Source organism: Acinetobacter geminorum, assembly GCF_013009345.1.
GTDB classification, from domain to species: Bacteria; Pseudomonadota; Gammaproteobacteria; order Pseudomonadales; family Moraxellaceae; genus Acinetobacter; species Acinetobacter geminorum.
This window is the reverse complement of the sequence record NZ_JABELE010000001.1, coordinates 151,060-177,201: the sequence shown is the minus strand read 5'-3', so window position 1 is coordinate 177,201 and position 26,142 is coordinate 151,060. Positions and strand designations below refer to the sequence as shown.

Annotated in this window: 24 protein-coding genes and 1 pseudogene; 14 read left to right on the top strand and 11 right to left on the bottom strand. The window is 39.0% G+C overall.

The features are described from left to right. The first annotated feature begins 27 nt into the window (after window positions 1-27). From HJG58_RS00810 to HJG58_RS00795, 4 genes are all read left to right on the top strand, one after another. Window positions 28-1,938, top strand: a complete 1,911-nt coding sequence (locus tag HJG58_RS00810) for an ATP-binding cassette domain-containing protein (protein WP_002114959.1) — start codon at window positions 28-30, stop codon at window positions 1,936-1,938. A gap of 227 nt (window positions 1,939-2,165) precedes the next feature. Further along, complete coding sequence (locus tag HJG58_RS00805) at window positions 2,166-2,798, top strand: LysE family translocator (protein ID WP_170247617.1); 633 nt, start codon at window positions 2,166-2,168, stop codon at window positions 2,796-2,798. A 110-nt stretch (window positions 2,799-2,908) separates the two neighbouring features. Further along, on the top strand, window positions 2,909-3,844 hold the full coding sequence (locus tag HJG58_RS00800) for an LpxL/LpxP family acyltransferase (protein WP_170247616.1): 936 nt from the start codon (window positions 2,909-2,911) through the stop codon (window positions 3,842-3,844). A 263-nt stretch (window positions 3,845-4,107) separates the two neighbouring features. Continuing rightward, complete coding sequence (locus HJG58_RS00795; protein ID WP_170247615.1) at window positions 4,108-5,208, top strand: glycosyltransferase family 4 protein; 1,101 nt, start codon at window positions 4,108-4,110, stop codon at window positions 5,206-5,208. Window positions 5,209-5,263: 55 nt separating this feature from the next. Here HJG58_RS00795 and gltP read toward each other — a convergent pair whose 3' ends face one another. Beyond that, entirely contained in the window at window positions 5,264-6,550 is a 1,287-nt protein-coding gene (gene gltP, locus HJG58_RS00790; RefSeq protein ID WP_086265061.1) for a glutamate/aspartate:proton symporter GltP, read from the bottom strand. Between the two features lie 699 nt (window positions 6,551-7,249). Continuing rightward, the gene (locus HJG58_RS00785; RefSeq protein WP_170247614.1) at window positions 7,250-8,359 is read right to left on the bottom strand and encodes an endonuclease/exonuclease/phosphatase family protein; all 1,110 of its coding nucleotides are present in this window, start codon (window positions 8,357-8,359) and stop codon (window positions 7,250-7,252) included. A gap of 186 nt (window positions 8,360-8,545) precedes the next feature. Between HJG58_RS00785 and asd the strand changes: the two genes are divergently transcribed. The 5 genes from asd to truA all read left to right on the top strand — a co-directional run bounded on the left by asd (window position 8,546) and on the right by truA (window position 14,371). After that, entirely contained in the window at window positions 8,546-9,664 is a 1,119-nt protein-coding gene (gene asd, locus HJG58_RS00780) for an aspartate-semialdehyde dehydrogenase (RefSeq protein ID WP_170247613.1), read from the top strand. A 148-nt stretch (window positions 9,665-9,812) separates the two neighbouring features. After that, on the top strand, window positions 9,813-11,174 hold the full coding sequence (locus HJG58_RS00775; RefSeq protein WP_170247612.1) for a type IV pilus assembly protein FimV: 1,362 nt from the start codon (window positions 9,813-9,815) through the stop codon (window positions 11,172-11,174). A 61-nt stretch (window positions 11,175-11,235) separates the two neighbouring features. Then, entirely contained in the window at window positions 11,236-12,528 is a 1,293-nt protein-coding gene (locus tag HJG58_RS00770) for a hypothetical protein (protein WP_171545188.1), read from the top strand. 59 nt (window positions 12,529-12,587) lie between these two features. After that, on the top strand, window positions 12,588-13,559 hold the full coding sequence (locus HJG58_RS00765; protein ID WP_170247611.1) for an asparaginase: 972 nt from the start codon (window positions 12,588-12,590) through the stop codon (window positions 13,557-13,559). Between the two features lie 14 nt (window positions 13,560-13,573). Further along, window positions 13,574-14,371 (top strand): tRNA pseudouridine(38-40) synthase TruA, encoded by a 798-nt coding sequence (gene truA / locus HJG58_RS00760; RefSeq protein WP_170247610.1) that lies wholly within the window; start codon window positions 13,574-13,576, stop codon window positions 14,369-14,371. 26 nt (window positions 14,372-14,397) lie between these two features. Here the strand turns inward: truA and HJG58_RS00755 are convergent, their stop codons facing one another. Next, on the bottom strand, window positions 14,398-15,408 hold the full coding sequence (locus tag HJG58_RS00755) for an AraC family transcriptional regulator (RefSeq protein ID WP_170247700.1): 1,011 nt from the start codon (window positions 15,406-15,408) through the stop codon (window positions 14,398-14,400). Window positions 15,409-15,671: 263 nt separating this feature from the next. Here HJG58_RS00755 and infA point away from each other — a divergent pair, with 263 nt between their 5' ends. After that, on the top strand, window positions 15,672-15,893 hold the full coding sequence (gene infA / locus HJG58_RS00750; protein ID WP_001284370.1) for a translation initiation factor IF-1: 222 nt from the start codon (window positions 15,672-15,674) through the stop codon (window positions 15,891-15,893). A gap of 51 nt (window positions 15,894-15,944) precedes the next feature. Here the strand turns inward: infA and HJG58_RS00745 are convergent. Then, window positions 15,945-16,321 (bottom strand): annotated as a pseudogene (locus HJG58_RS00745) (lysozyme inhibitor LprI family protein). 173 nt (window positions 16,322-16,494) lie between these two features. Here HJG58_RS00745 and HJG58_RS00740 point away from each other — a divergent pair. Next, window positions 16,495-16,902 (top strand): hypothetical protein, encoded by a 408-nt coding sequence (locus HJG58_RS00740; protein WP_170247609.1) that lies wholly within the window; start codon window positions 16,495-16,497, stop codon window positions 16,900-16,902. Window positions 16,903-16,954: 52 nt separating this feature from the next. Here the strand turns inward: HJG58_RS00740 and leuB are convergent, their stop codons facing one another. The 4 genes from leuB to leuC form a co-directional block, all read right to left on the bottom strand. After that, window positions 16,955-18,034 (bottom strand): 3-isopropylmalate dehydrogenase, encoded by a 1,080-nt coding sequence (gene leuB / locus HJG58_RS00735; protein WP_151964032.1) that lies wholly within the window; start codon window positions 18,032-18,034, stop codon window positions 16,955-16,957. Window positions 18,035-18,071: 37 nt separating this feature from the next. After that, entirely contained in the window at window positions 18,072-18,656 is a 585-nt protein-coding gene (locus HJG58_RS00730; protein ID WP_046811456.1) for a hypothetical protein, read from the bottom strand. A gap of 112 nt (window positions 18,657-18,768) precedes the next feature. Continuing rightward, the gene (leuD, locus tag HJG58_RS00725; RefSeq protein ID WP_170247608.1) at window positions 18,769-19,416 is read right to left on the bottom strand and encodes a 3-isopropylmalate dehydratase small subunit; all 648 of its coding nucleotides are present in this window, start codon (window positions 19,414-19,416) and stop codon (window positions 18,769-18,771) included. A gap of 18 nt (window positions 19,417-19,434) precedes the next feature. After that, complete coding sequence (leuC, locus tag HJG58_RS00720) at window positions 19,435-20,853, bottom strand: 3-isopropylmalate dehydratase large subunit (RefSeq protein WP_002115007.1); 1,419 nt, start codon at window positions 20,851-20,853, stop codon at window positions 19,435-19,437. Between the two features lie 237 nt (window positions 20,854-21,090). On the opposite strand from leuC, the gene HJG58_RS00715 reads away from it, so the two are divergent. Both HJG58_RS00715 and HJG58_RS00710 read left to right on the top strand, forming a co-directional pair. Then, window positions 21,091-21,345 (top strand): DUF2061 domain-containing protein, encoded by a 255-nt coding sequence (locus HJG58_RS00715; RefSeq protein WP_017482004.1) that lies wholly within the window; start codon window positions 21,091-21,093, stop codon window positions 21,343-21,345. A 115-nt stretch (window positions 21,346-21,460) separates the two neighbouring features. After that, window positions 21,461-22,324 (top strand): LysR family transcriptional regulator, encoded by an 864-nt coding sequence (locus tag HJG58_RS00710; protein ID WP_017482003.1) that lies wholly within the window; start codon window positions 21,461-21,463, stop codon window positions 22,322-22,324. 34 nt (window positions 22,325-22,358) lie between these two features. Here HJG58_RS00710 and HJG58_RS00705 read toward each other — a convergent pair whose 3' ends face one another. The 3 genes from HJG58_RS00705 to HJG58_RS00695 form a co-directional block, all read right to left on the bottom strand. After that, window positions 22,359-23,105 carry a sporulation protein gene (locus tag HJG58_RS00705; protein WP_170247607.1) on the bottom strand — a complete coding sequence of 249 codons (747 nt, stop codon included), beginning with the start codon at window positions 23,103-23,105 and terminating at the stop codon, window positions 22,359-22,361. Between the two features lie 54 nt (window positions 23,106-23,159). Further along, complete coding sequence (locus HJG58_RS00700) at window positions 23,160-24,599, bottom strand: DUF2252 domain-containing protein (protein WP_170247606.1); 1,440 nt, start codon at window positions 24,597-24,599, stop codon at window positions 23,160-23,162. A 192-nt stretch (window positions 24,600-24,791) separates the two neighbouring features. Beyond that, window positions 24,792-25,442, bottom strand: coding sequence for an HAD family hydrolase (locus tag HJG58_RS00695; protein ID WP_170247605.1), 651 nt, complete (start codon window positions 25,440-25,442; stop codon window positions 24,792-24,794). 182 nt (window positions 25,443-25,624) lie between these two features. On the opposite strand from HJG58_RS00695, the gene HJG58_RS00690 reads away from it, so the two are divergent. After that, complete coding sequence (locus tag HJG58_RS00690) at window positions 25,625-26,110, top strand: RNA pyrophosphohydrolase (protein WP_000567255.1); 486 nt, start codon at window positions 25,625-25,627, stop codon at window positions 26,108-26,110. Window positions 26,111-26,142 lie beyond the last annotated feature (32 nt).

The window sequence follows — 26,142 nt, the reverse complement described above, 5'->3', positions numbered from 1 at the left end:
TCCTCATTTGAGATTCTGGAAAACATTATGGCCTATATTACCCTAAGGGATGTCCAACTTGCTTTTGGCGGACCTGCCCTGCTCGATGGCGCGAACTTTAATCTAGAACGTGGCGAACGAGTCTGTTTAATTGGTCGTAATGGTGAAGGTAAGTCTACTTTACTTAAACTGATCGAGGGAAGCCTATTACCAGATTCTGGTGAAGTTTCTATTCAAAATGGTTTAACTGTTTCAATGTTAGCCCAAGACGTTCCAATGGATTCAGGTAAGGTTGCTGACATTGTAGCTGATGGTGCAGGAGAAGCTGCCGAAGTACTCAGAGCTTATCATGAAGCAACTGATGCTTGTATGCTGGGAGATATGGAAGCTTGTGACCGTATGGGCAACCTACAGCATAAGCTCGACCAACTCGACGGCTGGGCACTCGAAAACAAGGTCAATGCCCTGTTAAGTAAAATGGGACTCGATCCAAATGCAGATTTGGCAGATCTTTCGGGAGGACGTAAACGCCGTGTTTTACTCGCCCGCGCTCTTTTGACACAACCGGACGTATTACTTCTAGATGAACCGACCAACCATCTAGATGTTGAAAGTATTGAATGGTTAGAAAAATTTCTACTCGATCAAAATAATTTAACGCTACTATTTATTTCGCATGACCGTTCTTTTGTAGACAGCATTGCGACTCGAATTGTTGAACTTGACCGTGGCATCCTACGTGGTTATGAAGGTAACTATTCACGCTATTTAGAGCTTAAAGCTCAGCAAATGGAAGCAGAAGAGAAACAAAATGCTTTATTTGATAAAAAGTTAGCTGAAGAAGAAGCTTGGATTCGTCAAGGGATTAAAGCACGTCGTACGCGTAATGAAGGTCGTGTGCGCGCCTTAAAAGCTTTACGTGAAGAATCGAAAGCTCGCCGTTCACAACAAGGCAAAGTGAGCATGGCGACTCAAGAAGCAAATCGCTCTGGTAAATTAGTATTTGATATTGAGCACCTAAGTGTATCTTATGATGATAAGCCACTGATTAAAGATTTCTCTACACTAGTCATGCGTGGTGACCGTATTGGCCTAGTCGGTGATAACGGTGTCGGTAAAACGACGTTAATTAAAGCCATTTTAGGTGAAATCGAGCACGGTGGTTCTGTTAAGACTGGTACACAGTTAGAAGTTGCTTATTTTGACCAATTACGTAATGCCTTAGACCTTGAAAAAACAGTCATGGCAAACGTTTCAGAAGGCTCTGACTTTGTTGATGTAAATGGTAACCGTCGACATATCTATAGCTATCTACAAGATTTCTTGTTTTCGCCTGAACGCGCACGCACACCAGTAAAAGCCCTTTCTGGTGGTGAGCGTAACCGTATTTTACTTGCTAAATTACTGCTTAAACCATCGAATCTGATTGTAATGGACGAACCAACCAATGACTTGGATATGGTGACTCTTGAGCTACTTGAAGAGATGCTTTCTGAATATAAAGGTACCCTGTTACTCATTTCGCATGACCGTGCATTTATGGACAACGTCGTAACATCGACTTGGGTATTTGATGGTAAAGGCAATATTGCAGAGTATATTGGTGGCTACCAAGACTATTTGCAGCAACGACCAGATGATAAAGTCGTAGACCAAAAGTCTGATGTTAAAAAAGCTCAGGCAAAAGCCGAAGCTGAAAAAGCCGCAGCACAAAGTAACGTTAAAAAGGTAAAACTGAGTTATAAAGACCAACGTGAACTTGAGCAACTTCCTGCCGAAATCGAGAAACTGGAAGTTGAACAAGCAGAACTTTCTGACAAGCTGGCAGATGGTTCATGGTTTGTCAGTAATGCCGATGAAGCAACTAAAGCAAGTCAGCGTCTCGCAGAAATTGAAGAGGTATTACTTGAAAAATTAGAACGCTGGGATGAACTTGAACAAATGAGCAAAGGAAATTAATTCACTTTTATTTCCTTTAAAGTAAGTAATAAAAGCCTCCTTAAATTAAGGGGGCTTTTTTCAGAATATCTATAAATTTTTTAAAGCAAAAAATCTATAAAAAAATAGATGATAAGTGATTAAGTTTAGTTAGGCTTAATAGTTTTAAATACCGCTCTGATTGAATATAAGACTTATAAAAATAATTATGTTATATCTACCCATATAATAATATTCGAGTATTTTTCATGCTAGATCTTTCTCAAATTTTAGCATTCGGATTAATCTGTTTGGCAATGGTGCTCACCCCTGGCCCAAACATGATTTATCTTATTTCTCGTTCAATTTGCCAAGGAAAAATAGCGGGATTTATTTCACTCGCTGGTGTTGGCGTTGGCTTCGTATTTTATATGCTTTGCGCTTCTTTCGGGATTACAGCCCTTATTGTTGCAGTCCCTTATGCTTACGACACCATCCGTATTGCAGGAGCAATTTATTTACTCTGGCTAGCATGGAAAGCGCTACGTCCCAATGCATCCCCAATTTTTGATGTAAAACAATTATCAGTAGACTCTCCAGCTAAACTATTTTTAATGGGTTTCGCTACAAATCTACTTAATCCTAAAATTGCGATTATGTATTTATCGTTATTGCCACAGTTTATTCATCCACAGCAAGGCAGTATTTTATGGCAATCCATTCAGCTCGGGACTATTCAAATTTTTGTCAGCGTCTCGGTAAATGCGCTGATTGTACTTTCCGCGGGTAGCATTGCCCTTTTTCTTCAACAAAAGCCTCTTTGGGCAAATATACAACGCTGGCTTATGGGAACGGTGTTAGCTGGGCTTGCTGTTCGTATTCTTTTAGAAAATCGCCGATAACCACGGTTTACTTCCTCATCTTAACCGCTCAATTCAACAGTGTATTACGACGATAAATTCAGTTCGTGATACACTTTTGCCAGTTTTAATTTTGAATTCTTTATATCGTTATGAGCCAAAAGCAGACTTATACGCCCGGTGAATTTCAATGGTCCTTTTTATTACCTAAATATTGGGGTATTTGGATTGCCATTGTTTTTTTAATGCTTTTGGCTATTTTACCATGGGCAATTCAGTGGCGTCTGGCTCATGGCTTAGCAAATCTTGCTTGGAAATATTTAAAATCTCGCCGAAAAACGACTATTCGTAATTTAGAAGTCTGCTTTCCCGAATGGTCAACTGAAAAAGTACAGCAACAAGCTAAGCAAGTTTTTGTCGATATGATGCTTGGTATTTTTGAGACATTAAACGCATGGTATAAGCCTTACTGGTTTAAAAACCGCGTCACCATTGAAGGCTTAGAACACATTACCAACGCCCAAGCTCAAGGCAAAGGCGTTTTATTATTGGGAACTCATAGTACCCTTCTTGATGCGGGTGGCTATGTTTGTGCTCAATATTTCGAGCCAGATGTTGTGTACCGCCCTCAAAATAATCCATTGCTCGATATGCTGATTTATCGTTGCCGTGGCACCATCTATAAAGCACAAATCGATCATGATGATATGCGTGGTTTAATTCGCCACCTTAAAGATGGCGATGCAATTTGGTATAGCCCCGATCAAGACTTCGGACTTAAACAAGGGGTGATGGCACCCTTCTTTGGTGTGCCTGCTGCTACCGTAACCGCTCACCGTCGTTTATTAAAAATCTCAAAAGCGGTTGCCGTTCCTTTATATTTTTACCGTCATGGTGATGTACAAGATCCTAAATATCATATTTTGATTGAACCTGCGGTCGAAAATATGCCAAGTGAACATGAAGTCGATGATGCAACTCGAGTTAATAAAATTATTGAAAATCAACTTCGCATCGCACCGACTCAATATATGTGGTTCCATCGTCGTTTTAAGACACGTCCAGAGGGTTATGAAGAGATCTATTAAGATAAAGCTGTGATAATTTTAAATTGATAGTAAGTACTGCCTCAATTTAAAGTGAAATTCAAATACTATCGAATAGGCAGCCTTACTTTTCAAGGATAAAAAGTAAGCAAAATCCTTTGTTTCACTGATGTTACTTCCTTGTAACACAGCGAAACAGCGACATCCATGTCGCTAGCACGATAGTAAATTCCGGATAATGATTTAGTTTGAAATGATGTATCTGTGGATGGTCCATCTTTTATGAATGTATAAGGCAAAAAACAATGAAAGTGATGCAACTTCTCCCAGAACTCAATAGCGGTGGCGTAGAACGCGGCACACTGGAAATTGCACGTGCACTGATTGCACAAGGTCATCAGTCTCTAGTTGTTTCAGATGGTGGAAGACTTGTGTCCCAGCTCGAAGCTGAAGGTTCTACTCACTTAACGCTACCTATTCATAAAAAATCATTGTCGAGCTTGTGGCAAATCCGTCCTTTACGCAAGCTGATTGAACAGCATCAACCCGATATTGTTCATGTGCGCTCACGTGTCCCAGCTTGGCTTACTCACTTTGCCTTAAGAAAAATACCTGCAAACAAACGCCCTCACCTCATTAGCACTGTACATGGTTTCTATTCAGTTAATCGTTATAGTGCGATTATGACTCAAGCTGAAAAAGTGATTGCCGTTTCTGACAGCGTGGTTAAATACATCACTGACCATTATAAAAACTGCCCACCGCAAGATATTGTGCGAATTTATCGAGGCATTGACCCAACTGCTTTTCCACATAATTACCAGCCATCAGCACAGTGGTTTAATCAAGTTTTTAATGACTTTCCTGAGCTTGAAAATAAGTTTTTACTTTGCTTACCTGGTCGTATTACACGCTTAAAAGGTCATGAAAGTTTAATTGAACTGATTCAACAACTTCAGTCGCAATATCCTCAGTTACATGCGGTTGTTGTTGGTGGTGCTGATGCCAAAAAGCAAGCCTACTTAAGTGAATTGCAAAAGACTATTCAAAGCAAAGGGCTCACAGATAAAATTACCTTCGTAGGCCATCGCTCAGATATTCGGGAATGGCTTGCTTTTAGCGATATAGTTCTCTCTTTATCCAACCAAGCAGAAACATTCGGTAGAACAGCCTTAGAAGCGCTTTCAGTCGGTACGCCAGTGATTGGCTGGAACCGTGGAGGTGTTGCCGAGATTTTAACGAATGTATATCCGCAAGGTCTTGTTGAGGCAGAGAATGAAAAAGCTTTAGTAGAGACTGTAAAAAATCATATTGAACAACCTCAAATCGTTGCCCCTGTTACCATGTTTAGTTTGAAAGACATGTGTGACCAAACACTGGATCTATATCAACGCGTCTTAAAATAACCCAATAAAAAAACCCGCGATTTTCGCGGGTTTTTTCGACTAAAAAACCTCTCTCTTATTTAAGAGATGCTTCATAAGCGGCAGCTTTTTCAGAGTCGTATTGTTTTTCCCATTTACTAATTACAAGTACAGCAAGCGCGTTACCAACAACGTTCAACGCAGTACGAGCCATATCCATAATACGGTCAACACCAGCAATAAATGCCAAGCCTTCTACAGGAATACCAACACTACCCAATGTCGCTAATAACACAACAAATGATACGCCAGGAACACCCGCAATACCTTTAGAAGTAATCATTAATGTTACAACCAAAATAACTTGTTGGCTGATTGACATTTCAATACCGTAAAGCTGTGCAATAAAGATTGCCGCGATACTTTGGTAAAGCGTAGAACCATCAAGGTTAAATGAATAACCAGTTGGAATCACAAAGCTGGAAATTGCTTTAGGCGCACCGTAAGCTTCCATTTTTTGCATAATACGCGGTAAAACTGTTTCCGAGCTTGCCGTTGAAAATGCCAAAATCAATTCATCTTTTAAAATCTTAAATAAGATAAAGATATTGATTCCAAACATTTTTGCAGTTAAACCAAGCACAACAAACGCAAAGAAGAAAATTGCGCCGTAAACTAATACAACTAATTTACCCAATGGAATGAGAGAAGCGAAACCGAAGTTTGCAACAGTTACCGCAATTAAACCGAACACACCCACTGGCGCATATTTCATGATGATGTGCGTTACGCGGAACATCGTTTCTGAAACTGCATGAAATACATTTAACAATGGGTCTTTAGTGGTTGCTGGTAAAGAAGATAAACCAATACCGAATAATACAGCAAAGAAAATCACAGGTAACATTTCGCCATGTGCCATTGAACTAATAATGTTCGTTGGGATGAGCGATAATATTGTTTGAATAAGACCATGTGACTGTGACTGAACTTCTTCAGTTGTATGTTTATATTGAGAAATATCTGTTTGAACTAGCTGAGACATATCAATGCCTGAACCAGGATGGAAGATATTTGCCGCAAACAAACCAACTAAAATAGCAATCGTCGTAATAATTTCAAAATAGAGAATGGTTTTAAAACCAAGTCGCCCTAAACTTTTCGTACTGCCAACACCTGCAATACCTAAAATCAAGGTAGAGAAAACGATTGGAATAACAATCATTTTAATCAGGCTAATAAATATCTTACCAAGAGGGGCAAGAACATTATTCACAATACTGTCTCTGATTTCAGGCTGGTTATGTAAAACAGCCCCGACAACTATCCCTAGGATTAAAGCAATTAAAATTTGCCAAGCAAGGCTAAATTTAAAATTCTTCATAAGACAATCCTTATGCACCGCAAAGTATCAAATATGAGAGGGAGAAGACCACTAACTAAGAGTGAAACCTCAATATGTACACTAATTCCCAAACAGAAATTTAAATGCACAAACAAATCACAACCCGCCGATCCGGCGAAGTAAAAAACAATGCCTGTTGACGATCCAACATGTCAACGATCGGCACATTCTATTGAGATTTATTAATTAAACAAGTCGAATTTATCTTTAAATAGATCAAAGCCTATGTTTATTCATTAATATTCTATAAAAACAAAAACTTAATAAAAAAAATTTTTATATTTTTTTTCATTGGAAATTGCTGAGATTTATACAAAAACACATGGATATTTATTGATTATTAAATAGATTTAAACATTAAGATTAGCTTAAAAATATTTATTTTATTTACACAGAATTAAATAAGGGATATAAAAATATCAACCCGAGTTCTGCGTCCTGCAAAACTCGGGTAAATGAGGTTGTGCTTTCAGGTTAATAGTTATTTTTATCGTTTCCGTTCCAACATCTGATCCGTGATGCTATTCCATATCAGCTTTGTGTATCCTTACGTGGGATTATCCATTCCCGGTTCCGTGTGCCGATGAATGTAGAATAAGGTTTTTATAACCCTCTGCCTATTCGCCCTAGACTCAAATCTTTGTACGATATTGCTTACATCATTTTTTATATTCTTTTTTATTTATAAGGCTGTGCAATTTTATCAGTCACTACTTTTTCTTCAGCTTCAGCCTTTGCAATTCCTTCTTGGATGGCTCTTTGCGCCTCTTCTTCATCATCTTGAGTTTGCTCCAGTTCCTCTTGTATATGCTCAAATATACGACCAGTCTGTAAAACCACATAGACAGGAAAATGATCAGATCCAATATGAGGCAAACGTTGCATCTTCACCAAACCGAAATCGGTACTATGAAAAATATGGTCTAAAGACCAGCGCAGCAATGGATAATCTGCATGAAAAGTATTAATGAAATGTCGCCCAACACGCGGATCAAGTAATCCACTAATTCGTTGAAATAAACGCGTAGTACGCGACCATGCTACATCGTTTAAATCTCCCATCACAATACAGCTTTCATCTAGATCTTTAATTTGATCACCAACAATTAAAAGCTCTGCATCGCGTAAAGTCGAATCCTTCGCCTCAGTCGGACTAGGTGGCTTAGGATGCAAACAATAGAGTTGAACAGGCATACCAGATCTCAAAGTAACAGTGGTATGTATAGAGGGAATTTCATCACTGAGAATAAATTTAACTTCAGTATTTGATAAAGGCAGTCGACTATATAAATGCATGCCGTATAGATTATCTAAAGGCACAGGAACACGATAAGGATAGTCACTTTCAATCTCCCTTAACGCATTTTCCCATGTCTTATCACTTTCTAGGGTAAGTAATAAATCAGGTTTTAATGCGCTGATCTGTTCAAGCAATAAATGATATTTATCATTTGGGGTTAGAACATTTGAAACGATTAATGAAATCTGCTTTTGTGGATCTAATTGAGACTGCTTTACCTGTTTAACCTGTTTTTTCCAAAACAAGGTATAAGGCAAAATCATTTTAAGCTGGTAGGCAATGGCAGCGATGAGCACAGCCAGCACTACTTCACGCCAGAGATTCCATTCGGTGGGCCAAAACAACATGCCTACAAAGGCTAACAGACCAACAAATAAAATCTGCAACCGAGGGAAGTCGGCACCACGAAACCACCACTCATCACGAGGAATAAGTGACCAGAAACTCAACCAAATCACCAGACTAGCTAGAACTTCGATATAAATCATTGAATTTTCTCTTTTAAGATGATTTGTTTTTTAAAGTTTTGTCATCTTTATCAATTTTGTATGTAACATAAACAAGATATTCTACTCAATAAAGATGGTGTTTTGTTTCTGTAACGCTTGCAGTTGTGGACACTTTTGATACACTCAACTCCCCCTAACAATTTTAACGCACCGAGGCAAAATGACATGAAAGTAGGTCTGGTCGGTTGGCGCGGGATGGTCGGTTCCGTCCTTATGCAACGTATGGTTGAAGAGAATGATCTTGCTCATATTGAGCCATTTTATTTCTCTACCAGTAATGCAGGTGGTGAAGCTCCTTCATTTGGTGGTAAGACTGCCCCAGCACTTATGGAAGCTACAGACATTAATAGTCTGAAGCAAATGGATGTCATTATTACCTGTCAAGGTGGTGACTATACGTCTGAGGTTTTCCCACAGTTAAAAGCGACTGGTTGGGATGGTTACTGGATTGACGCAGCTTCAACTTTACGTATGTCAGATGATGCAATCATCGTTCTTGACCCAGTAAACCTTAACGTCATCAAAGATGGTTTGGTTAACGGTACCAAAACTTTCGTAGGTGGTAACTGTACAGTATCACTTATGTTGATGGGTGTAGGTTCACTTTTCCAAAATAATTTGGTGGAGTGGATGACTGCTATGACTTATCAAGCAGCATCAGGCGCTGGCGCACAAAACATGCGTGAGCTACTAACTGGTATGGGCTATTTATACAACAATACTAAAACATTGTTGGATGATCCTAAATCTGCAATTTTGGATATTGATCGTCAAGTTGCCGAGTTACAACGTGGTGAAGGTTTCCCATCTGCAAACTTTGGTGTGCCATTAGCTGGTTCATTGATTCCTTATATTGATAAGCAACTTGAAAGCGGTCAGTCAAAAGAAGAGTGGAAAGGTCAAGTTGAAACCAACAAGATCTTGGGTAACTCACAAATTGTTCCTATCGACGGCCATTGTGTCCGTATTGGTGCGATGCGTTGCCATTCTCAAGCACTGACAATCAAGTTGAAAAAAGATGTACCACTTGATGAAATCGAAGATATGATTCGTACTTCAAGTCAATGGGCGAAAGTTGTACCAAACACTCGTGAAGCGTCTATGACTGACCTTACACCTGTTGCTGTAACTGGTACTTTAACTGTGCCTGTAGGTCGTCTACGTAAACTCAACATGGGTAAAGAATATCTAGGTGCATTTACAGTGGGTGACCAGTTACTTTGGGGTGCTGCTGAGCCTTTACGTCGTATGTTACGCATCTTAGTAGAATACAAAAGCTCATAATTTGATTTGAATTATTCAGTCAAAATAAAAAGCCGATCACATTAGATCGGCTTTTTCGTAACTGGTTTGTGAAAATTTTACAATTTATTTACATTTCATTATTGTATAATTTTGAACGACTTTACGACTTATTAGGTCATGGATTGAGATGACTGTTTATAACAAATTAAAAATTGCCATTTTCACCATTATGTCTTCGCCTTCTCTTTATGCGATTACATTAGACCCTATACAAATTCAGTCCGCACCTGGCGATTTGTTATATGCAGAAATGAATTTCCAAAAAGCTGACCCTAACGCAACTTTACAAGTCAGTTTAGCAACTCCTGAAGATTTAAGTACTCTAGGTGTGTCTCATCAGCCTCCAGGAAATCTTAATTTTTATACACGCCAAAACGGTCAAGGTTCAGGGGTTATTGTTATTACCTCATCTCGCCCTATTCTTGATCCTGAACTCAATATTGTGGTGAAAATTAGTGAAGGTTCTGCCACACGTTTGCAGCATATTAAAACTTTAATTAAGCCTTCTTCTATAAAAAAGACTGAAAATAACGAAACTACTTTATCACCTCAGTTTATTGTCAATGAAAAAGACATTGCTCTAAATCTGCCAGAAAGTACTCGATATGCATCACCAACTTCTGCCTTAACTACAAATAATTCGAATAATGAACATAGCCTTAATATTAGTTCTGGAACTGCTCCAGCTATAAATACAAATTCATCTAACACGCTTAGTGAAAACACTTCCACTCAGATTACTCAACAAGTTGCAACAGCTACTGCTCCTAATCAGACAGTAATAGAAAATCAAATTAAATCGACTCCTCCTAAGACAGATACAAATGATTCACCCAAAACTCCTATCAAGAATCTAATATCGCAAAAGAAATCACCATCTAAAAAGACTCTCAACCAAAATCCTGCGAAGAAACAATCGTTAAGTTCCTACAAAGGACCAGCATCATCAGGTAAATATGTGGTACAGCGAAATGAGTCTTTATGGAGCATTGCCAATCGTATTGCAGCAAAAACAAAACAACCTGTTGCGAAAGTCATGCATGATATTCAAACACAAAACCGACATGCTTTTATTCAAGGTGATGTAAACCGTTTACGTCAGGGAGTCGCCCTTAACCTAACTCACTCTCCTACTGCCAAACCTCAGCAAAACAAGTCAAAATCAGATATCGCACATACTGCAAAATCAACTTCTGGCAAAACCAAATACCGTTTACAACAAGCGGAAATGAGTATCGTGGCTGAAAACAGCCAAAATTCTAGCCATGGGAGTGCTAAAAAGAGCACACAACAAAGTCAAAACAATACTGAGTTAGCAGTAAAAGTTATGACAACAAGAGAAAAAACCGTTACATTACAAAGGAATGTAACCAAACTAAATCAAACTTTACGTTTAAAAGACCAACGTATTCAACTTTTGAATGCGCGTTTAGCAGAGTTACAACAGCAGTTACAAGCACAGCAACAGGCTCATAAGCAAAAACATTAAGTTAAAACCAGAGTTAGCTGACTTTAATATTGCAAATATTTATTTTTTTAAGGGGAAAGTAATGTTATATGTGATTCCGTTTATCATATTGCTCGTGGTCGCTGTTGTTTTAAAAAAGCGCGAGAATAATCAAAAACAAGAGGCCACTTCCCCGAAGACGGTAAATAGAAAAAGTAATAAAAAAGCGAATGCTAAATCGAATAAAAACTCGCGTGAAAAGAGTAAAGTAAATGTGGTTGAAGAAGCGGCTCCCGCTCTTCCACAAAGTAATCCTGTACCAGAAGTTTTACGTCAAACCATTCTACAGCTCATTCGAGAAAGACAATTCTCAGCCGCTGAAGCTCAAGTCAATCAAGCGCTGAAAAAAGATAATACCCAACATGAACTGTATTTATTACTTCTTGAGATTCATATTGCTCAAAAAGATGAATTTGCGATTCAGCAACTTGTTAGTCATATTCGCAGCTTGGCATTAAATGAAATAGCTACTCAAGCAGAAGCTAGAAAAAAAGAATATGAGTCATCAAGACAACCCGATGCTATTGATTTTCCTCAAGCTAAAACATATGAAGAACCCAAAGATACTCCAGACACAACTGCTCAGTTTGATCAGTTAACAACAAGTTCTCCTGAAACTTCTTTTGATGACTTGCAGAAAGACTATACACCTGTAAAACAAGAACCTACTGTTGAAGTTGAACCTTTAGAATTTAACTTTTCATTTGAACAAACTGCAGTTACAGAAAATACTAGCCAACCTGTACACGAACCAGAATTATCAACATCGCAAGAAGTACTAGATTTATCGTCATCTCAAGAAAAAAACGATCTAGCTGATTTAGAGTTTTCTTTTGACTTGGCACCTTTATATGAAACTAAGGAAAAAACTCAAGTAGTAGAAGTACCAGCAAATCAAGAGAATAACGCCAATACATTAGATTTTAATCTTGAATTAAATCCGCCAAATACAGAGTCGAAATCTAATGAACAAGTTCCACCATTAGATGGACTTAAATTAGTAGAACAAACTCCATTAGAAACGACACCAATCGCACCTCTAGAGTTCTCATTAGATGAGTCTGCGTTAGTTATAGCACCAGAGATTGAAACTCAAAATCATATAGATTTAGTAAGCAAAGAGTCTGTTCAAGATCAGATAAAAGATCCACTTCTTGAAGCCTTTCCAGAGTTAAAACAGTTAGATGAAAATGAACTCGATTTAAAACTGGCTGAGCAATATATCAAGTTAGGTGCTTACCCATCAGCCCAAGCCTTATTGGCAAGCAATGAGCAAAAATTCAACACAGAACAACAACAACGCGCGAAAAACTTACTTAATCTCATAGCTTCTTAGAACTGTTCGATTTACCATAAGCAGTCAGAGATGACTGCTTTTTTATGCCTGCAAAAAATATGAAAAAAATAGCCTTATTTTATATGGGTGGTACTTTTGGTTGCATTGGTGAACCTCTAGCTCCTATGCCTTATGAGCAATTCTTGCCTCAACTTGAAAAAGTGATTCCCCCACACTTAACAGTTGACTGCTTTGCCGCACCCAATATTGTTGATAGCAGTGCATGTACGGCACCTGACTGGTTACGCCTGATTCAACGCATACAACAACTACAACTTGAAGGTTACCAGCATTTCGTTGTTATTCATGGTACAGACACGCTCAGTTATGCGGCTGCAACCTTAGCTCGCTTTTTAGGCCAAAGCTGTCATATTGTGATTACCGGTAGCCAATATCCGTTACTTAATATTCAAGGTGATAATACCCGTGAATTTACGGATGCAATTGAAAACTTATATCTTGCATTAGAACAAGTGATTGTTCTACCTGTAGGAGCTTATCTCGCATTCCATCATCAAGTATTCCATGCGCAAACTGCATTAAAAACGCATACGACTGAACTCGATGCATTCTCAGGGTTAAGTAGTGAAGCTGAGTTTACACCTCAGCAAAATGAATTGATCGTACAAGATGCTCAAATTGAACGAGCTGCTTCCTTCCAGATTTTAAACTGGATGATGCAACCGATTGCAACACAGCACTTAGTACAGCAATTACGTCACTTACTTCCTGCCCCACCACACTTTTTAGTGTTACAAGGTTTTGGTACTGGCAATATTGCAGTAAACCAAGAATTACTCGCAACATTAGATGAGCTTTACACACGTGGCTGCGTTCCGATTCTTACGACTCAGGTGACATTCGGTGGTATTGATCAACGTTATGCGATTAGTGCCTGGGCTAAAACTGCAAAAATTGTCATTAGTGATGCACATAGTCATGCAGATCTTTATGCAAAAGCACTTCAAATCTATTTAAAATACCCAACCCCAGAACAATGGCTAAGCCATTGGAATGAAAATTTGCATTAAATAGAGGTAAAGCTATGCAACGTTATGCGGTCGGTATTGAATTTAGCGGAGTTCAATACCGAGGTTGGCAAACACAACAGCCAGGCGTTGCCAGCGTTCAAGAAACGATCGAGCGTGTACTGAGTAAAATTGCAGATGAGCCCATTGCACTTCACGGTGCGGGCCGTACTGATGCGGGAGTACACGCAACCAACATGGTGGCACATTTCGATACGAATGCCATTCGTCCAGAAACGGGGTGGTTAAGAGGGGCAAATAGCCAACTACCTAAAGATATTTCCATTCAGTGGATTAAACTGATGGATGAAAGTTTTCATGCCCGCTTTAAAGCGACTGCTCGACGTTACCGCTATATCATCTATAACGCACCTCATCGCCCAGCACTATTACACAAGCAAGTTACGCACATTTACCAAAAGCTAGATGTGCAAAAGATGATTGAAGCTGCCAGTAAATTTGAAGGAACGCATAACTTTGAAACTTTTCGCGCAGCAGCATGTCAGTCCAATAAGCCTGTACGACATGTAACGCATTGCCGTCTATTTGAACATGGTCGCTATTTGGTGTTAGATATTCAAGCAGACGGTTTTTTACACCATATGGTGCGTAATATTGTCGGTTGCTTACTCGAAATTGGTCAAGGTATGTATGAGATTGATCATATCGATGCAATGTTTGCAGCGCAGGATCGTAAGGCAGCTGGGGTAACTGCTCCACCCGATGGCCTTTATTTTATTCAGTGTAATTATCCTGAGCAGTTTGATTTGCCGCAGCCACCACTTGGGCCACATTGGCTAAACTTACCTGAGTAAGCTTAGCCAACTTTACATATACTTATCTAGCGATGCTGTTTACGCTTGCGGTATTCCACAGGTGTTTCATTCGTCCAACGCTTAAATGCACGATAGAACGTACTTGGTTCAGAGAAACCTGTTAAATACACAATACGTTCAACACTCTCATTGGTATTTGCTAGAAGCTTTTTAGCTAAACGACAACGATAGTCAGAAAGTATTTGCTGGAAGCTGGTATTTGCTTCACTTAACTGCGTCCGTAAACGACGCGGTGTAATATTCAACTGGGCAGCAACCGTCTCTAATGTTGTTTCTCCGCTTTCAAGCGTTGAACCAATCGCACGGCGAACTTCACCCACCAGATCATAACGAGCCAATTCCTGCAATTTTTCAATTGCGAGCTGCTCATGCAATTGTAATAACTCAGGCTCTGCCTGCCAAAGCTGGAAATCCAAAATAGCTGGGTCAAAATATAAACGTGTCTCTTTCTGACCTAAGCTAACCGGGCAGCCAAATACACGGAAATATTCATCCTCAGAAGCTCCTTCGCTAAAATTAAAATCGATGAAGATAGGATGAAATTGCCCTTCAGTAATGAACTTAAAAAATCTAAGCACGCCCGAAATTGCACATTCAGAGAAATGGCGATTAACGAGATTGTCAGCACCAATCTGTTCGCCATTGGTTAAATAACAACGACCATCTTCCACTACTAGTTTTGCATCAAATGCATCACTAATGAGACGTTGATAAGCTAAGGCTCGTTTTAAGCCTTCGCCAAAGGTTTCACTACTAATAAATAAATGTTCAATCACCTGCCCTCGATACAAAGGCAAATGTTCACCTAAATGCAGACCGATATCTGGATCTTTACTGACTTCCTGAGCGGCAGTCCAAAAGGCGTACTGTGCACTTAACGGTGTACGTGCATTGGTATCGACCTGATTTAAAGCAACTCCCGCTTTGGTTAATATTTCTTCTGTTGGCAAACCCGCACGACGAATCGCTTGATAGCCAAAGCGTAATACAACTGATGCATCTGTTAGCTGACCCACGCAGTGCCCTTCCATGTAGATACTTCATTGATATTTAGGGTTGTTGACCTTTATGCAATTAACAGTCCCTAATAACTATGATTTTAGATTAGCGTTGATTGACCAAACTGACAACAGAATTACACTTCTTTTGTGAAAAAAATTACATCTTTTTTTATTAGTCATACTTTAACCAGATGCTTTAGCAGAAGTGTGTCTATCTTGTTTTTTTTAAAAAAATTGACTATAATTTGCGCCTTTCCAATTTGATCATCAGGTAGGCTATGGCCAATAAAGAGGAACTCATTGAGTTCGAAGGCGTTGTCACCGAAACGCTTCCTAATACGATGTTCCGTGTACGTCTTGAAAACGGTCACGAAGTTATTGCACACATTTCTGGTAAAATGCGTAAACACTATATTCGTATTCTTACTGGTGACAGTGTAAAAGTCGAAATGACTCCATACGACTTAACTAAAGGTCGTATTACGTACCGTGCTCGCTAATTAGTGAATGCAAAAAAGCCACTTCATGATGTGGCTTTTTTATTGCGTCATTTATTCATTTAAGCGACTGGTTTTACATCCTACCGTTTGGCATTCACGCAATCTTTCTTGCAGCCAATGGTTTCTTTCTTGCGTTGTCTGTAAACGACATTGCACGTCTACACTATTTCTATTTGAATATCTGTACACTCTGCGTCACGTTGACGTATCCATGCAAGCTGAGACTTCTTAAGAATATTTTTCTGCGCTGTGTTTAACTTTACTCGCAGTGCTTGATAGTTCTTATTCAGATCTGCATCAGCACTCGCATAAATTTTATTTGTACAGTAAATATCATCATAAGTGTTTCGGGCACTATCACAGTTATCTGCATACACTGCAGTCATTCCGAAGCTGCATAAAAATGCAAAAAGTATTTTTTTAATCATGTTTTCCTTAAGTTTTTTACAAAATAATTATAAAGCCTTTTGAATATTAGTATGAATCCCTAAATAAACTTATTCTTTCTCCATTTATCTTGATCTTACTTTTTTTCTTTACAAGCTAGTCAATCTAACCTACCGTCCTATAACAATAAATATAATTTTATATAGTGAGAAAAATGAACATATATACCCGCTGCCAAATTGGCTTATTATCTTTCATCATTATTTGTCTTAATGGTTGTGCTAACCACCCACGTCAATCCGTAGATTTACAGGAATATTTAAAAGGCTTTTTAGGTAAATCCTCGGCGACCATTCAACAAGATATCAATCTACGTAGTCTTGGTTTTCAAGTCGCCGATACTCCGCAAAAAACATCCAATCAGCTCATCTATACGATTTTACGGCCATTAAACATTCCAATCCCGATGGTGACTAATGTCGACATGAGAGGTAATTCTGTCGCTATACAATCAGGTAATCTGGGTGGTAATTCTTACGATTTAAATTTCAACTGCAAAGTTATTTTTCAGCTGAAGAATGATATTGCTGAGTCTATTCAATATGAAGGTAAAGCATGCTAAAACATAGGCACAAAAAAACGCAGCATTGAGCTGCGTTTTTTGTAATAAGCTTTTAAGCAAGAGCAGCTACAACAGCCTCACCCATTTCAGCTGTACCTACTTTTGTCATGCCTTCAGACATAATATCTGCTGTACGCAAGCCTTGATCAAGTACTTGACCTACCGCATCTTCAATTGCTTTTGCAGCAGCTTCTTCACGGAAGGTATAACGAAGCATCATTGCAACAGAAAGAATAGTTGCTAATGGGTTAGCCACATTTTGACCCGCAATGTCAGGCGCAGAACCATGACAAGGCTCATACATACCTTTACCATTTTCATCTAACGATGCAGATGGCAACATACCGATTGAACCTGTAAGCATTGCTGCTTCATCAGATAAGATATCGCCAAATAAGTTACCCGTTACGATCACGTCAAACTGTTTAGGTGCACGTACAAGTTGCATTGCAGCATTGTCGACATACATATGTGAAAGCTGAATGTTTGAATAACTTGCTTGCTGTAAATCAGTAACTGTTTGCTTCCAAAGTTCTGTAACTTCTAAAACGTTGGCTTTATCGACCGAACAAACTTTACCACCACGTAAACCTGCAAGTTCAAAAGCCACTTTCGCAATGCGCTTAATTTCGCTTTCAGAGTAAACGTCAGTGTTATACCCTTGTTTTTCACCGTTTTCGAGTTCACGGATACCACGTGGCTGACCGAAATAGATACCGCCAGTCAATTCACGGACAATTAAAATATCTAAGCCAGCAACAATTTCAGGCTTTAAGCTAGAAGCATCTGCTAATTGGGGATATAAAATCGCTGGGCGCAAGTTAGCAAACAAGTTAAGTTCACTACGAATTTTTAAAAGACCACGTTCAGGACGAATAGAGCGCTCAATGGTGTCCCATTTTGGTCCACCAACGGCGCCTAATAAAATGGCATCAGCTTTTTTTGCTTGTTCACTTGTTACAGCTGGATATGGTTCACCATGTGCATCAATTGCCGCGCCGCCTAATAAGCCATGTTCCCAAGTTAATGATAAATTAAATTTTTCATTTACTGTATTTAATACTTTTTCTGCCGCCCCAACAATTTCAGGACCAATACCATCACCAGCTAAAATTAAAATCTGTTTAGACATGAACTTTTTCCATTTTCAAAGACAAGCAGCGTTATAACTACCGTGGGGTTAGTTTTTTCTGTTCGACGAATTCACCTAGCCCTGTTATCACATTAAATGGTCGACAGAAACGGCGAATAACACGCTCATCTTGTTCTAAGTCAACACACAACGGATCTGGTACAGAAACATTCAGCAAACTACCGGAACGGTTAGTTTTGTCTCGGTACATTTTAAATGTATAGCGATGGTTGGCATTAAACTGGTGAATAACATGGATTGTTTCGGCCCGATCTGGAGAAATCGGATAGAAACGGATCACCACTTCATATTGTTTAGCAGGCACAGATAAATATAAGCTGTTAGTTTGGCTAAGCACTGAACCTTGTAATCTCACAATCCCTTGATGAATTGCCTGATTACTAATTCTTCGTGTTTGTGCATCTACCACAGTAATATCATTTAGTCGTTCAAATTCACAACTCTTCGCGCCCGAACAATATATTGTTGCATTCTGCCCCAAATTTTCTTGTTCAGCCTGCTTAATACGGACAGTATCCACTACATTGTAAGTGCTTTGACAAGCACTGAGTGTTATTGCGCACAGGCTCAACAAAAAGCTATGAGTAACGTTCCTCTTCATTGTTCAAGCCCAATCCTCATCTAGTGCATAATTTTAAGGTGTTTTTATGCTTTAGCATGTTAGCAAGAGTTTGAACGCTACGCCATGGCTATGTTTAAAATGTACCAAAAGGTTAATTTAACTCTTGGAATATCCAAGGACGAACTTGTTTAGTTTTTTCTTCATAAGCGCGAATTGCGTCCGCATTTTGAAGCGTTAAACCAATATCATCCAAGCCATTTAACAAGCAGTGCTTACGAAATGGATCTACCTCGAATTTAAATGCTGCACCTGTTGGAGTACGTACTTCTTGAGCGGCTAAATCAATTGTTAATTGATATCCCTCATTAGCAGCACATTCTTTAAATAACTGCTCAACTGTCTCTTCTGGCAAAATGACAGGTAACATGCCGTTTTTAAAACAGTTATTGAAGAAAATATCAGCAAAGCTTGGTGCAATAACCGTACGGAATCCATATTCATTTAATGCCCAAGGTGCATGCTCACGGCTTGAACCACAACCAAAGTTAGTACGAGCAATTAAAACTGTTGCTCCTTGGTAACGTGGTTGGTTTAAAACGAAATCTGGATTTTTTGGACGTACTGAATTGTCTTGCCCAGGATAGCCTTCATCTAAATAACGAAGTTCATCAAATAAGTTGTCGCCAAAACCTGTACGTTTGATTGATTTCAAAAACTGTTTTGGAATAATTAAATCTGTATCAACATTGGCACGATCTAATGGTGCAACGATACCTTGTTCAACTGTATAAGCTTTCATGGTTTGCTCCAGACCGAATTAAAATGAACGAACATCAACAAAGTGACCAGCGATTGCAGCCGCTGCTGCCATTGCCGGGCTCACCAAGTGAGTGCGACCACCATTGCCTTGACGGCCTTCAAAGTTACGGTTTGATGTCGATGCACAGTGTTCACCTGGTTGTAACTTATCTGCATTCATTGCTAAACACATTGAACAACCCGGCTCACGCCATTCAAAGCCTGCTTCCAAGAAGATTTTATCTAAGCCTTCTTTTTCAGCTTGTTGTTTGACTAAACCAGAACCCGGAACAATCATGGCTTGCTTAATGGTAGACGCCACTTTACGGCCCTTAACCACCTCAGCCGCAGCACGGATGTCTTCAATACGAGAGTTCGTACAAGAACCAATAAAGACACGATCAAGCTGAATATCAGCTAATGCTTGACCCGCATTTAAACCCATATATTGATAAGCACGTGTCCAATCATTACGTTGAACGTCATCTTTCGCTTGTTCTAAAGTTGGTACAGCTTCAGTAACTGGAATAACCATTTCTGGTGAAGTTCCCCAAGATACTTGTGGTTCAATTTCTGCGCCATTTAACTCAACTACAGCATCAAACACAGCATCTTCATCTGAATGCAATGTGTTCCAGTAAGCAACTGCTTGTTCCCATTGCTCGCCTTTTGGTGCGTAGCTACGGCCTTTCACGTATTCAATAGTTTTGTCATCAACTGCAACCATACCGACACGAGCACCTGCTTCAATCGCCATGTTACATACCGTCATACGCCCTTCAATCGACATATCACGGAAAACTTGGCCACCGAATTCGATTGCATAGCCCGTACCACCAGCAGTACCAATTTTACCGATAATGGCTAACACAACATCTTTTGGTGTTACGCCTTTACCCAATACGCCATCTACACGAACTAACATGTTTTTAGATTTTTTCTGGATCAAACATTGTGTTGCTAACACATGTTCAACTTCAGATGTTCCAATACCATGCGCCAAGCAACCAAAAGCACCGTGAGTCGCTGTATGTGAATCGCCACATACGACCGTCATGCCCGGTAAAGTTAAGCCCTGTTCAGGCCCAACTACATGCACAATCCCCTGACGAATATCATTAATACTAAACTCAACAATATTAAAGGCTTTACAGTTGTCATCTAAGGTTTGAACTTGAATACGAGATGTATCATCTTCAATACCTGCGATGCCTTGGTCACGTTCCTTTTTAGACGTTGGAACATTGTGGTCTGGTGTAGCAACGTTTGCACTTAAACGCCATGGTTGACGATCCGCAAGTTGCAACCCTTCAAATGCTTGTGGACTAGTCACTTCATGCAATAAATGACGGTCAATGTATAGTAAACATGAGCCATCATCACGCTGTGAAACAACGTGGTCATCCCACAATTTGTCATATAAAGTTTTGCCTGCCATGTCGTCTTGCTCCATTGGACTGGGTAATTCTGATCTTTCTTCGATTATAGCCAGAGTTTCACATAAATCTAATTTATCATTTTTATAAATTAGAAAACTTTTTGGAATAAATTATAATTTCCATAAGGCACATCAAATTTAATAAATCGTTTTTGTTAATGATTATCATTTGCATAATCAATTTTTAATCTTATACTCTAATGCCTATACTAAAAATATCTAAAGTGGCTAAAGAGAATGATCATGGCTAATATCCAAAAATTCGTTATAAATAATCAACGTACCTTAAAGAAAACCTTAAGCTATTACATTATGCATATTACTGTCGCAATGCTAGTCGCATACTTTGTAACAGGTAATATCTGGATGGCTTTAACATTAAGTATGCTTGAACCAACCGTACAAGCTTTTGCTTTTTTCTTCCATGAAAAAGTTTGGGCTGCTAAAGATCGCCGCGTATCAGCCTTAGCTGAAAAAGAAACAACGGCTTAGGCTAAGATTAGTGCGGTAATTCACAACTTTCTCACTCGTTTTGCTGCAAGCATGATACGATTTTGGCTCGGCAACTTTAGCCCCTCGATTTTTCTATTCCAAGTTGAGTTGTATTATGAATCTTGCAGCCTTTGAAGCTTTTGTAAAAGTTATGGAAACAGGGTCTATCTCTGTGGCAGCAGATCAGTTATTTATTACTCAACCTGCTGTTACCAAAAGAATTCACAGCTTAGAAGAATATTTTGGCGTAAAACTATTCGAATCTGCAGGTCGAGGTGTTCAGGCAACTCATGCTGCACATTCCTTACTTCCTAAAGTTAAAAACTGGTTAAATGAGCTAGGTGATATTCACCATACGCTGAGCCATGAACAAACTCAGGTACAAGGCCGCTTAAAAATCGGTACGAGTCACCATATTGGTTTACATCATTTACCCGCACCACTTAAGCATTTTGTTCAGCAATTTCCTCAAGTTACCCTAGATGTGCATTTTGTTGACTCAGAGCAAGCCCATGAACAAGTATTGGCTGGTGATTTAGAACTAGCATTTTTAACGCTTCCTCCTTCAGGAGATGAGCGTCTTAACTACATTACTATTTGGAATGATCCTTTAGTTTTTGTTGCTGCCCCTTTTCATCCGTTGGCGCAAAAAAAGAATCTCACCTTACAAGATTTAATTGAATATCCAAGCTTATTACCTGCTGCACAAACTTATACTGCTCAAATCACTTTAGCTGAGTTTGAAAAACAAGGACTTAAACCAAAAATCACCATGAGTAATAACCCTCTTGAGTCTATTCGTATGTTGGTGTCAATTGGTTTAGGTTGGTCAGTTTTACCAAAAACTCTGTTGAATCAGGATATGCAGCAGCTTGATTTAAATGTTGAGATGAATCGTCAATTAGGTATGGTTTGGCATCCTGCACGTACTCAATCTAGAGCCATGCAGGAGTTAATTAAAATGATGCAGGATGCATAAAAGACTCTCATTTAAGCATCTACTCTAATTTAATTTATCCAAGCTTTAAGAGGCTTCGAATTTGTTGCACCATTTGGTTTTCATCAAGCATATGATGTGGAATCGTCATCGTTAATAGCTGATCTGATCGAAAATGGCGGTCTACTTCAAGCATAACGTGAGTTTGATTAGATTCAGCAACAAAAGATACCTCAACTTCATTAAATCCGCTAAACATATGTGAAGAGACAAATTCAAGCTCTTGGTAACAACCAATCGTTGATCTAAAATTTCGCGCAGTCAGCTGCCCTTTTTCTACATCTACTGTCGATAGAACGAAGCCACATCGCTGCATAGCCTGTAGAAACATTTGCATGGCTAGAGTTGGCAGAACCTTTAGATAATCACGATCAGTCGCATCTAGTCCCCAATCAACATCCATATGGGTTTGAATCCAAACCCGTGCACCATTTCGTCGACAAGCAACCTCTGTAATCGGTGTCTCAAATGGTAGTTGAATACTAAAAGGGAAAGAATGCGCTTGATGGGCTGGCAAGAGGAATCGAGAGTTCACTAACCACTCTTGTAAAACTAAAGGTTGGTTAAACTCATGATCACCAGATTCGACTTCTGCCATCGTCACCAATTGCAAATAAAGACCATTAATCTCTTTATCAGACGATCCACCTTTAAAGCTAATTTCCCCATGCAATGTGCTACCTGCTTGCAAGCTTGGGTTCTGCAAAACAGTTTCTACCGTCACACCTTGAAGACCCAAACCAGACATAATTTTACTAAACATTTTTTCTCTAACCTTTCGAATTATTTCCTGTCATCTGTAGCAGCATGCTTATTATTAAAGTGCATCATCTCCAGCGAGCTGAATCTTACCATCTGCAACTTCATTCATAAATTGGTCATAGTCATTTAGATTACGTTCTGCATATTCTTCTGCATACGTTTGTAATACTTCTACTATCGTATTACCTTCGCCAAGATATCCCATAAGTACATCTGCATTTCCAGATTTAGCGTGGGCATGAGCCAAGGCTAAACCACAACTTTCGGCATACTCATAGAAATACTCATCATCCATGTCACTAAGATCAACCGAAATTTTCATATCGCGTAACTGACGTACATGAAAATGTTGAGTCGATATTGAAGAGAACCCAAGAAATATATCACTTGCGGCCTGCATAAGCTGCTGACCATGCACTACGCGCTCACCTTCATGATTTACCTTGTCTACAAATAAGGGGCTGAGAATTGATGGATTCGCTTCTTTCATTTGTAAAATTAAGGGTTCCCGATCTGCATCCTGAAATAATGCAATCGCTGATCGAGTACCAACACTTCCGACACCCACCACTTTCAAAGCTACATCTGTACGTTGATAACGATCAAAAAGTACTTGGCGATCGTATTTCAAAGAATCACGGTATTGTTGAAAGAATACATCAACATCTTTAGCAAATGGCTCATTTGCACTTGGATGCCATAATAACGGCGCATCATCCACAAAATGACGAAATCCTGTATCTTGATCTTGCTGCGTAAGCTTCGGCAAAACAGAGTACGCCGTTCTTTTCTGTGCTGAATCAAGATGCTTCTCGCGTTTCTTTCTTAGTTTTCGACACTCAGTATTTTCTAATAATGTACTGGCATCAACTTTTTCATACCAAACTTGGAGTGGTGAAAGTTCTGTAATTTCTAATAAGTGCTGACGATAACTATTCAGCATTATTTTAATTGCTTTTAACCCGACTTTCTTTGCAAGATGAATATCACGCGCCGCGATCACAAAACTGGTTGCTAAACGCTTTACATCCCATTCAAACGGGGCAACTAAAGTTTCGTCAAAATCATTAATTCCAAATAACAGGTTACGTTCTGGACTTGCAAAACCACCAAAATTACTTAAATGACAATCACCACAAATCTGTTGAAATAAGCCTGAATTTACCTGTTCCCACGCTTGGTCAAATAGCATCAAAGAAGGCATGCCACGATAAAATGTAAATGGAGAAACACTCATCCGTTTTGCACGAATCGGTTTGAGCTTTTCTAAACGTCCTTGGTTACTCCAATCATAGATCGTTAAGGCAGTTGTACCTTTTGGTCGTTCAGAAAGCTTTGATAGCTGTTCACGCGGTACTTTTTTACGTTGAGACTTACCTAATTTGAAACCTTCGCTTTTATTAAGTAATTTCCCCTGATAGCTATGACGTGTTAAATCAATACTTTCATCATTCCAAAGTTGTTTTGGTAATTTAATTGGTGTTGTTTTTGACATTATGCCCTCATTTTTAAATTAAAGTTTTTATATTCTGAATATCTTTAGCCAGATAAAATTTATTTTCTATTAGACATACCCATGTCTTTTTGGAGCTAAGATTTATAAGGAATATTAAAAATATGATTTTAAATATCTTTAAGAGTTGGAAGACCTCAAAACTTTTTAAACTGTTCTTCCAACTCCATAATCTTAAATCGACCAGTCCTGAATGTCCCAATTGTGTTCTTGAGCCAGCTTTTCAAGACGATCGTCAGGGTTTACTGCAATCGCATGAGTTGCATATTCAAGTAAAAAACGGTCATTAATTGAATCGGAATATGCCCAAGACTCAGACACGTTACGGCCTTCCAACCATGCATCTAGACGTGCAAGTTTGCCCTTTTGATAACACGCTAAACCAGCAACTTTACCCGTATATTTTCCATCAGCCACTTCAGCATTGGTTGCTAAAATTTCGGTAATCCCAAATTCACGGAAAATCGGCGCAGTAATAAAATCACTTGTTGCCGTAATACCCACGATAGTATGGCCTAAATCTTGATGTTTTTTGATTGCATCAAAACCTTTTGGACGCATTTGCGGACGAATGACTTTTTGCATGAACAATTGGTGAAGCTCAGTTAAGTAGTCATTGCCATGTTGAGTTAAAAATCCGAAAACAAATTCATTATAAGCATATGGGTCAAGTTGCCCTGCTTTGTAATCTTCATAAAATTTATCATTCATCTGACGATGATGAACCGGATCAACCAAACCTTCATTGACTAAAAATTCACCCCAAGAATGGTCTGAATCGGTATTTAACAAGGTATGGTCTAAATCAAACAACGCCAGTTTCATGAAAATTCTCGTTTAAACTGAAATTTAAGAAAAAAAATGTAAATCTATCTCCGCTAGTCGATAGAAATTCGTTAAGATCGTAGCAATTTAAACATTTTACTTTGATCTTTTCGAGCTGGACATAAAAAAGTGTTTGTCCCCGCGATTAAAGTCAACGATATAGACAATATTTAGGTAGCCAAATGATCGATTCAGAAGGTTTCCGACCGAATGTCGGGATCATTTTGGCAAACGATGATGGACAGGTTTTATGGGCAAAGCGCATTGGTCACAATGCTTGGCAATTTCCACAAGGAGGCATCCAGTTTGGAGAAACCCCTGAACAGGCACTTTTTCGAGAACTGAGAGAAGAAATCGGCTTATTGCCCGAACATGTCCAGATTATTGCGCAAACCAAAGGATGGCTGCGTTATCGTTTGCCACATCGGTACATTCGGTCAGACTCTGACCCCGTATGTATCGGACAGAAACAAAAATGGTTTTTACTGAAATTAACTGCGCCTGCAAAAAATATTCAGTTAAACCTTTCCGACCCGCCCGAATTCGATGAATGGCAGTGGGTTAGCTATTGGTATCCTCTTGGACAAGTGGTGAACTTCAAGCGTGATGTTTATCGTAAAGCCATGGTGGAGTTGTGTACACAGTTGCCGATGCAACAATTACCCTAAAAATCATTTATCTAGCAAATGATTTTTATTAA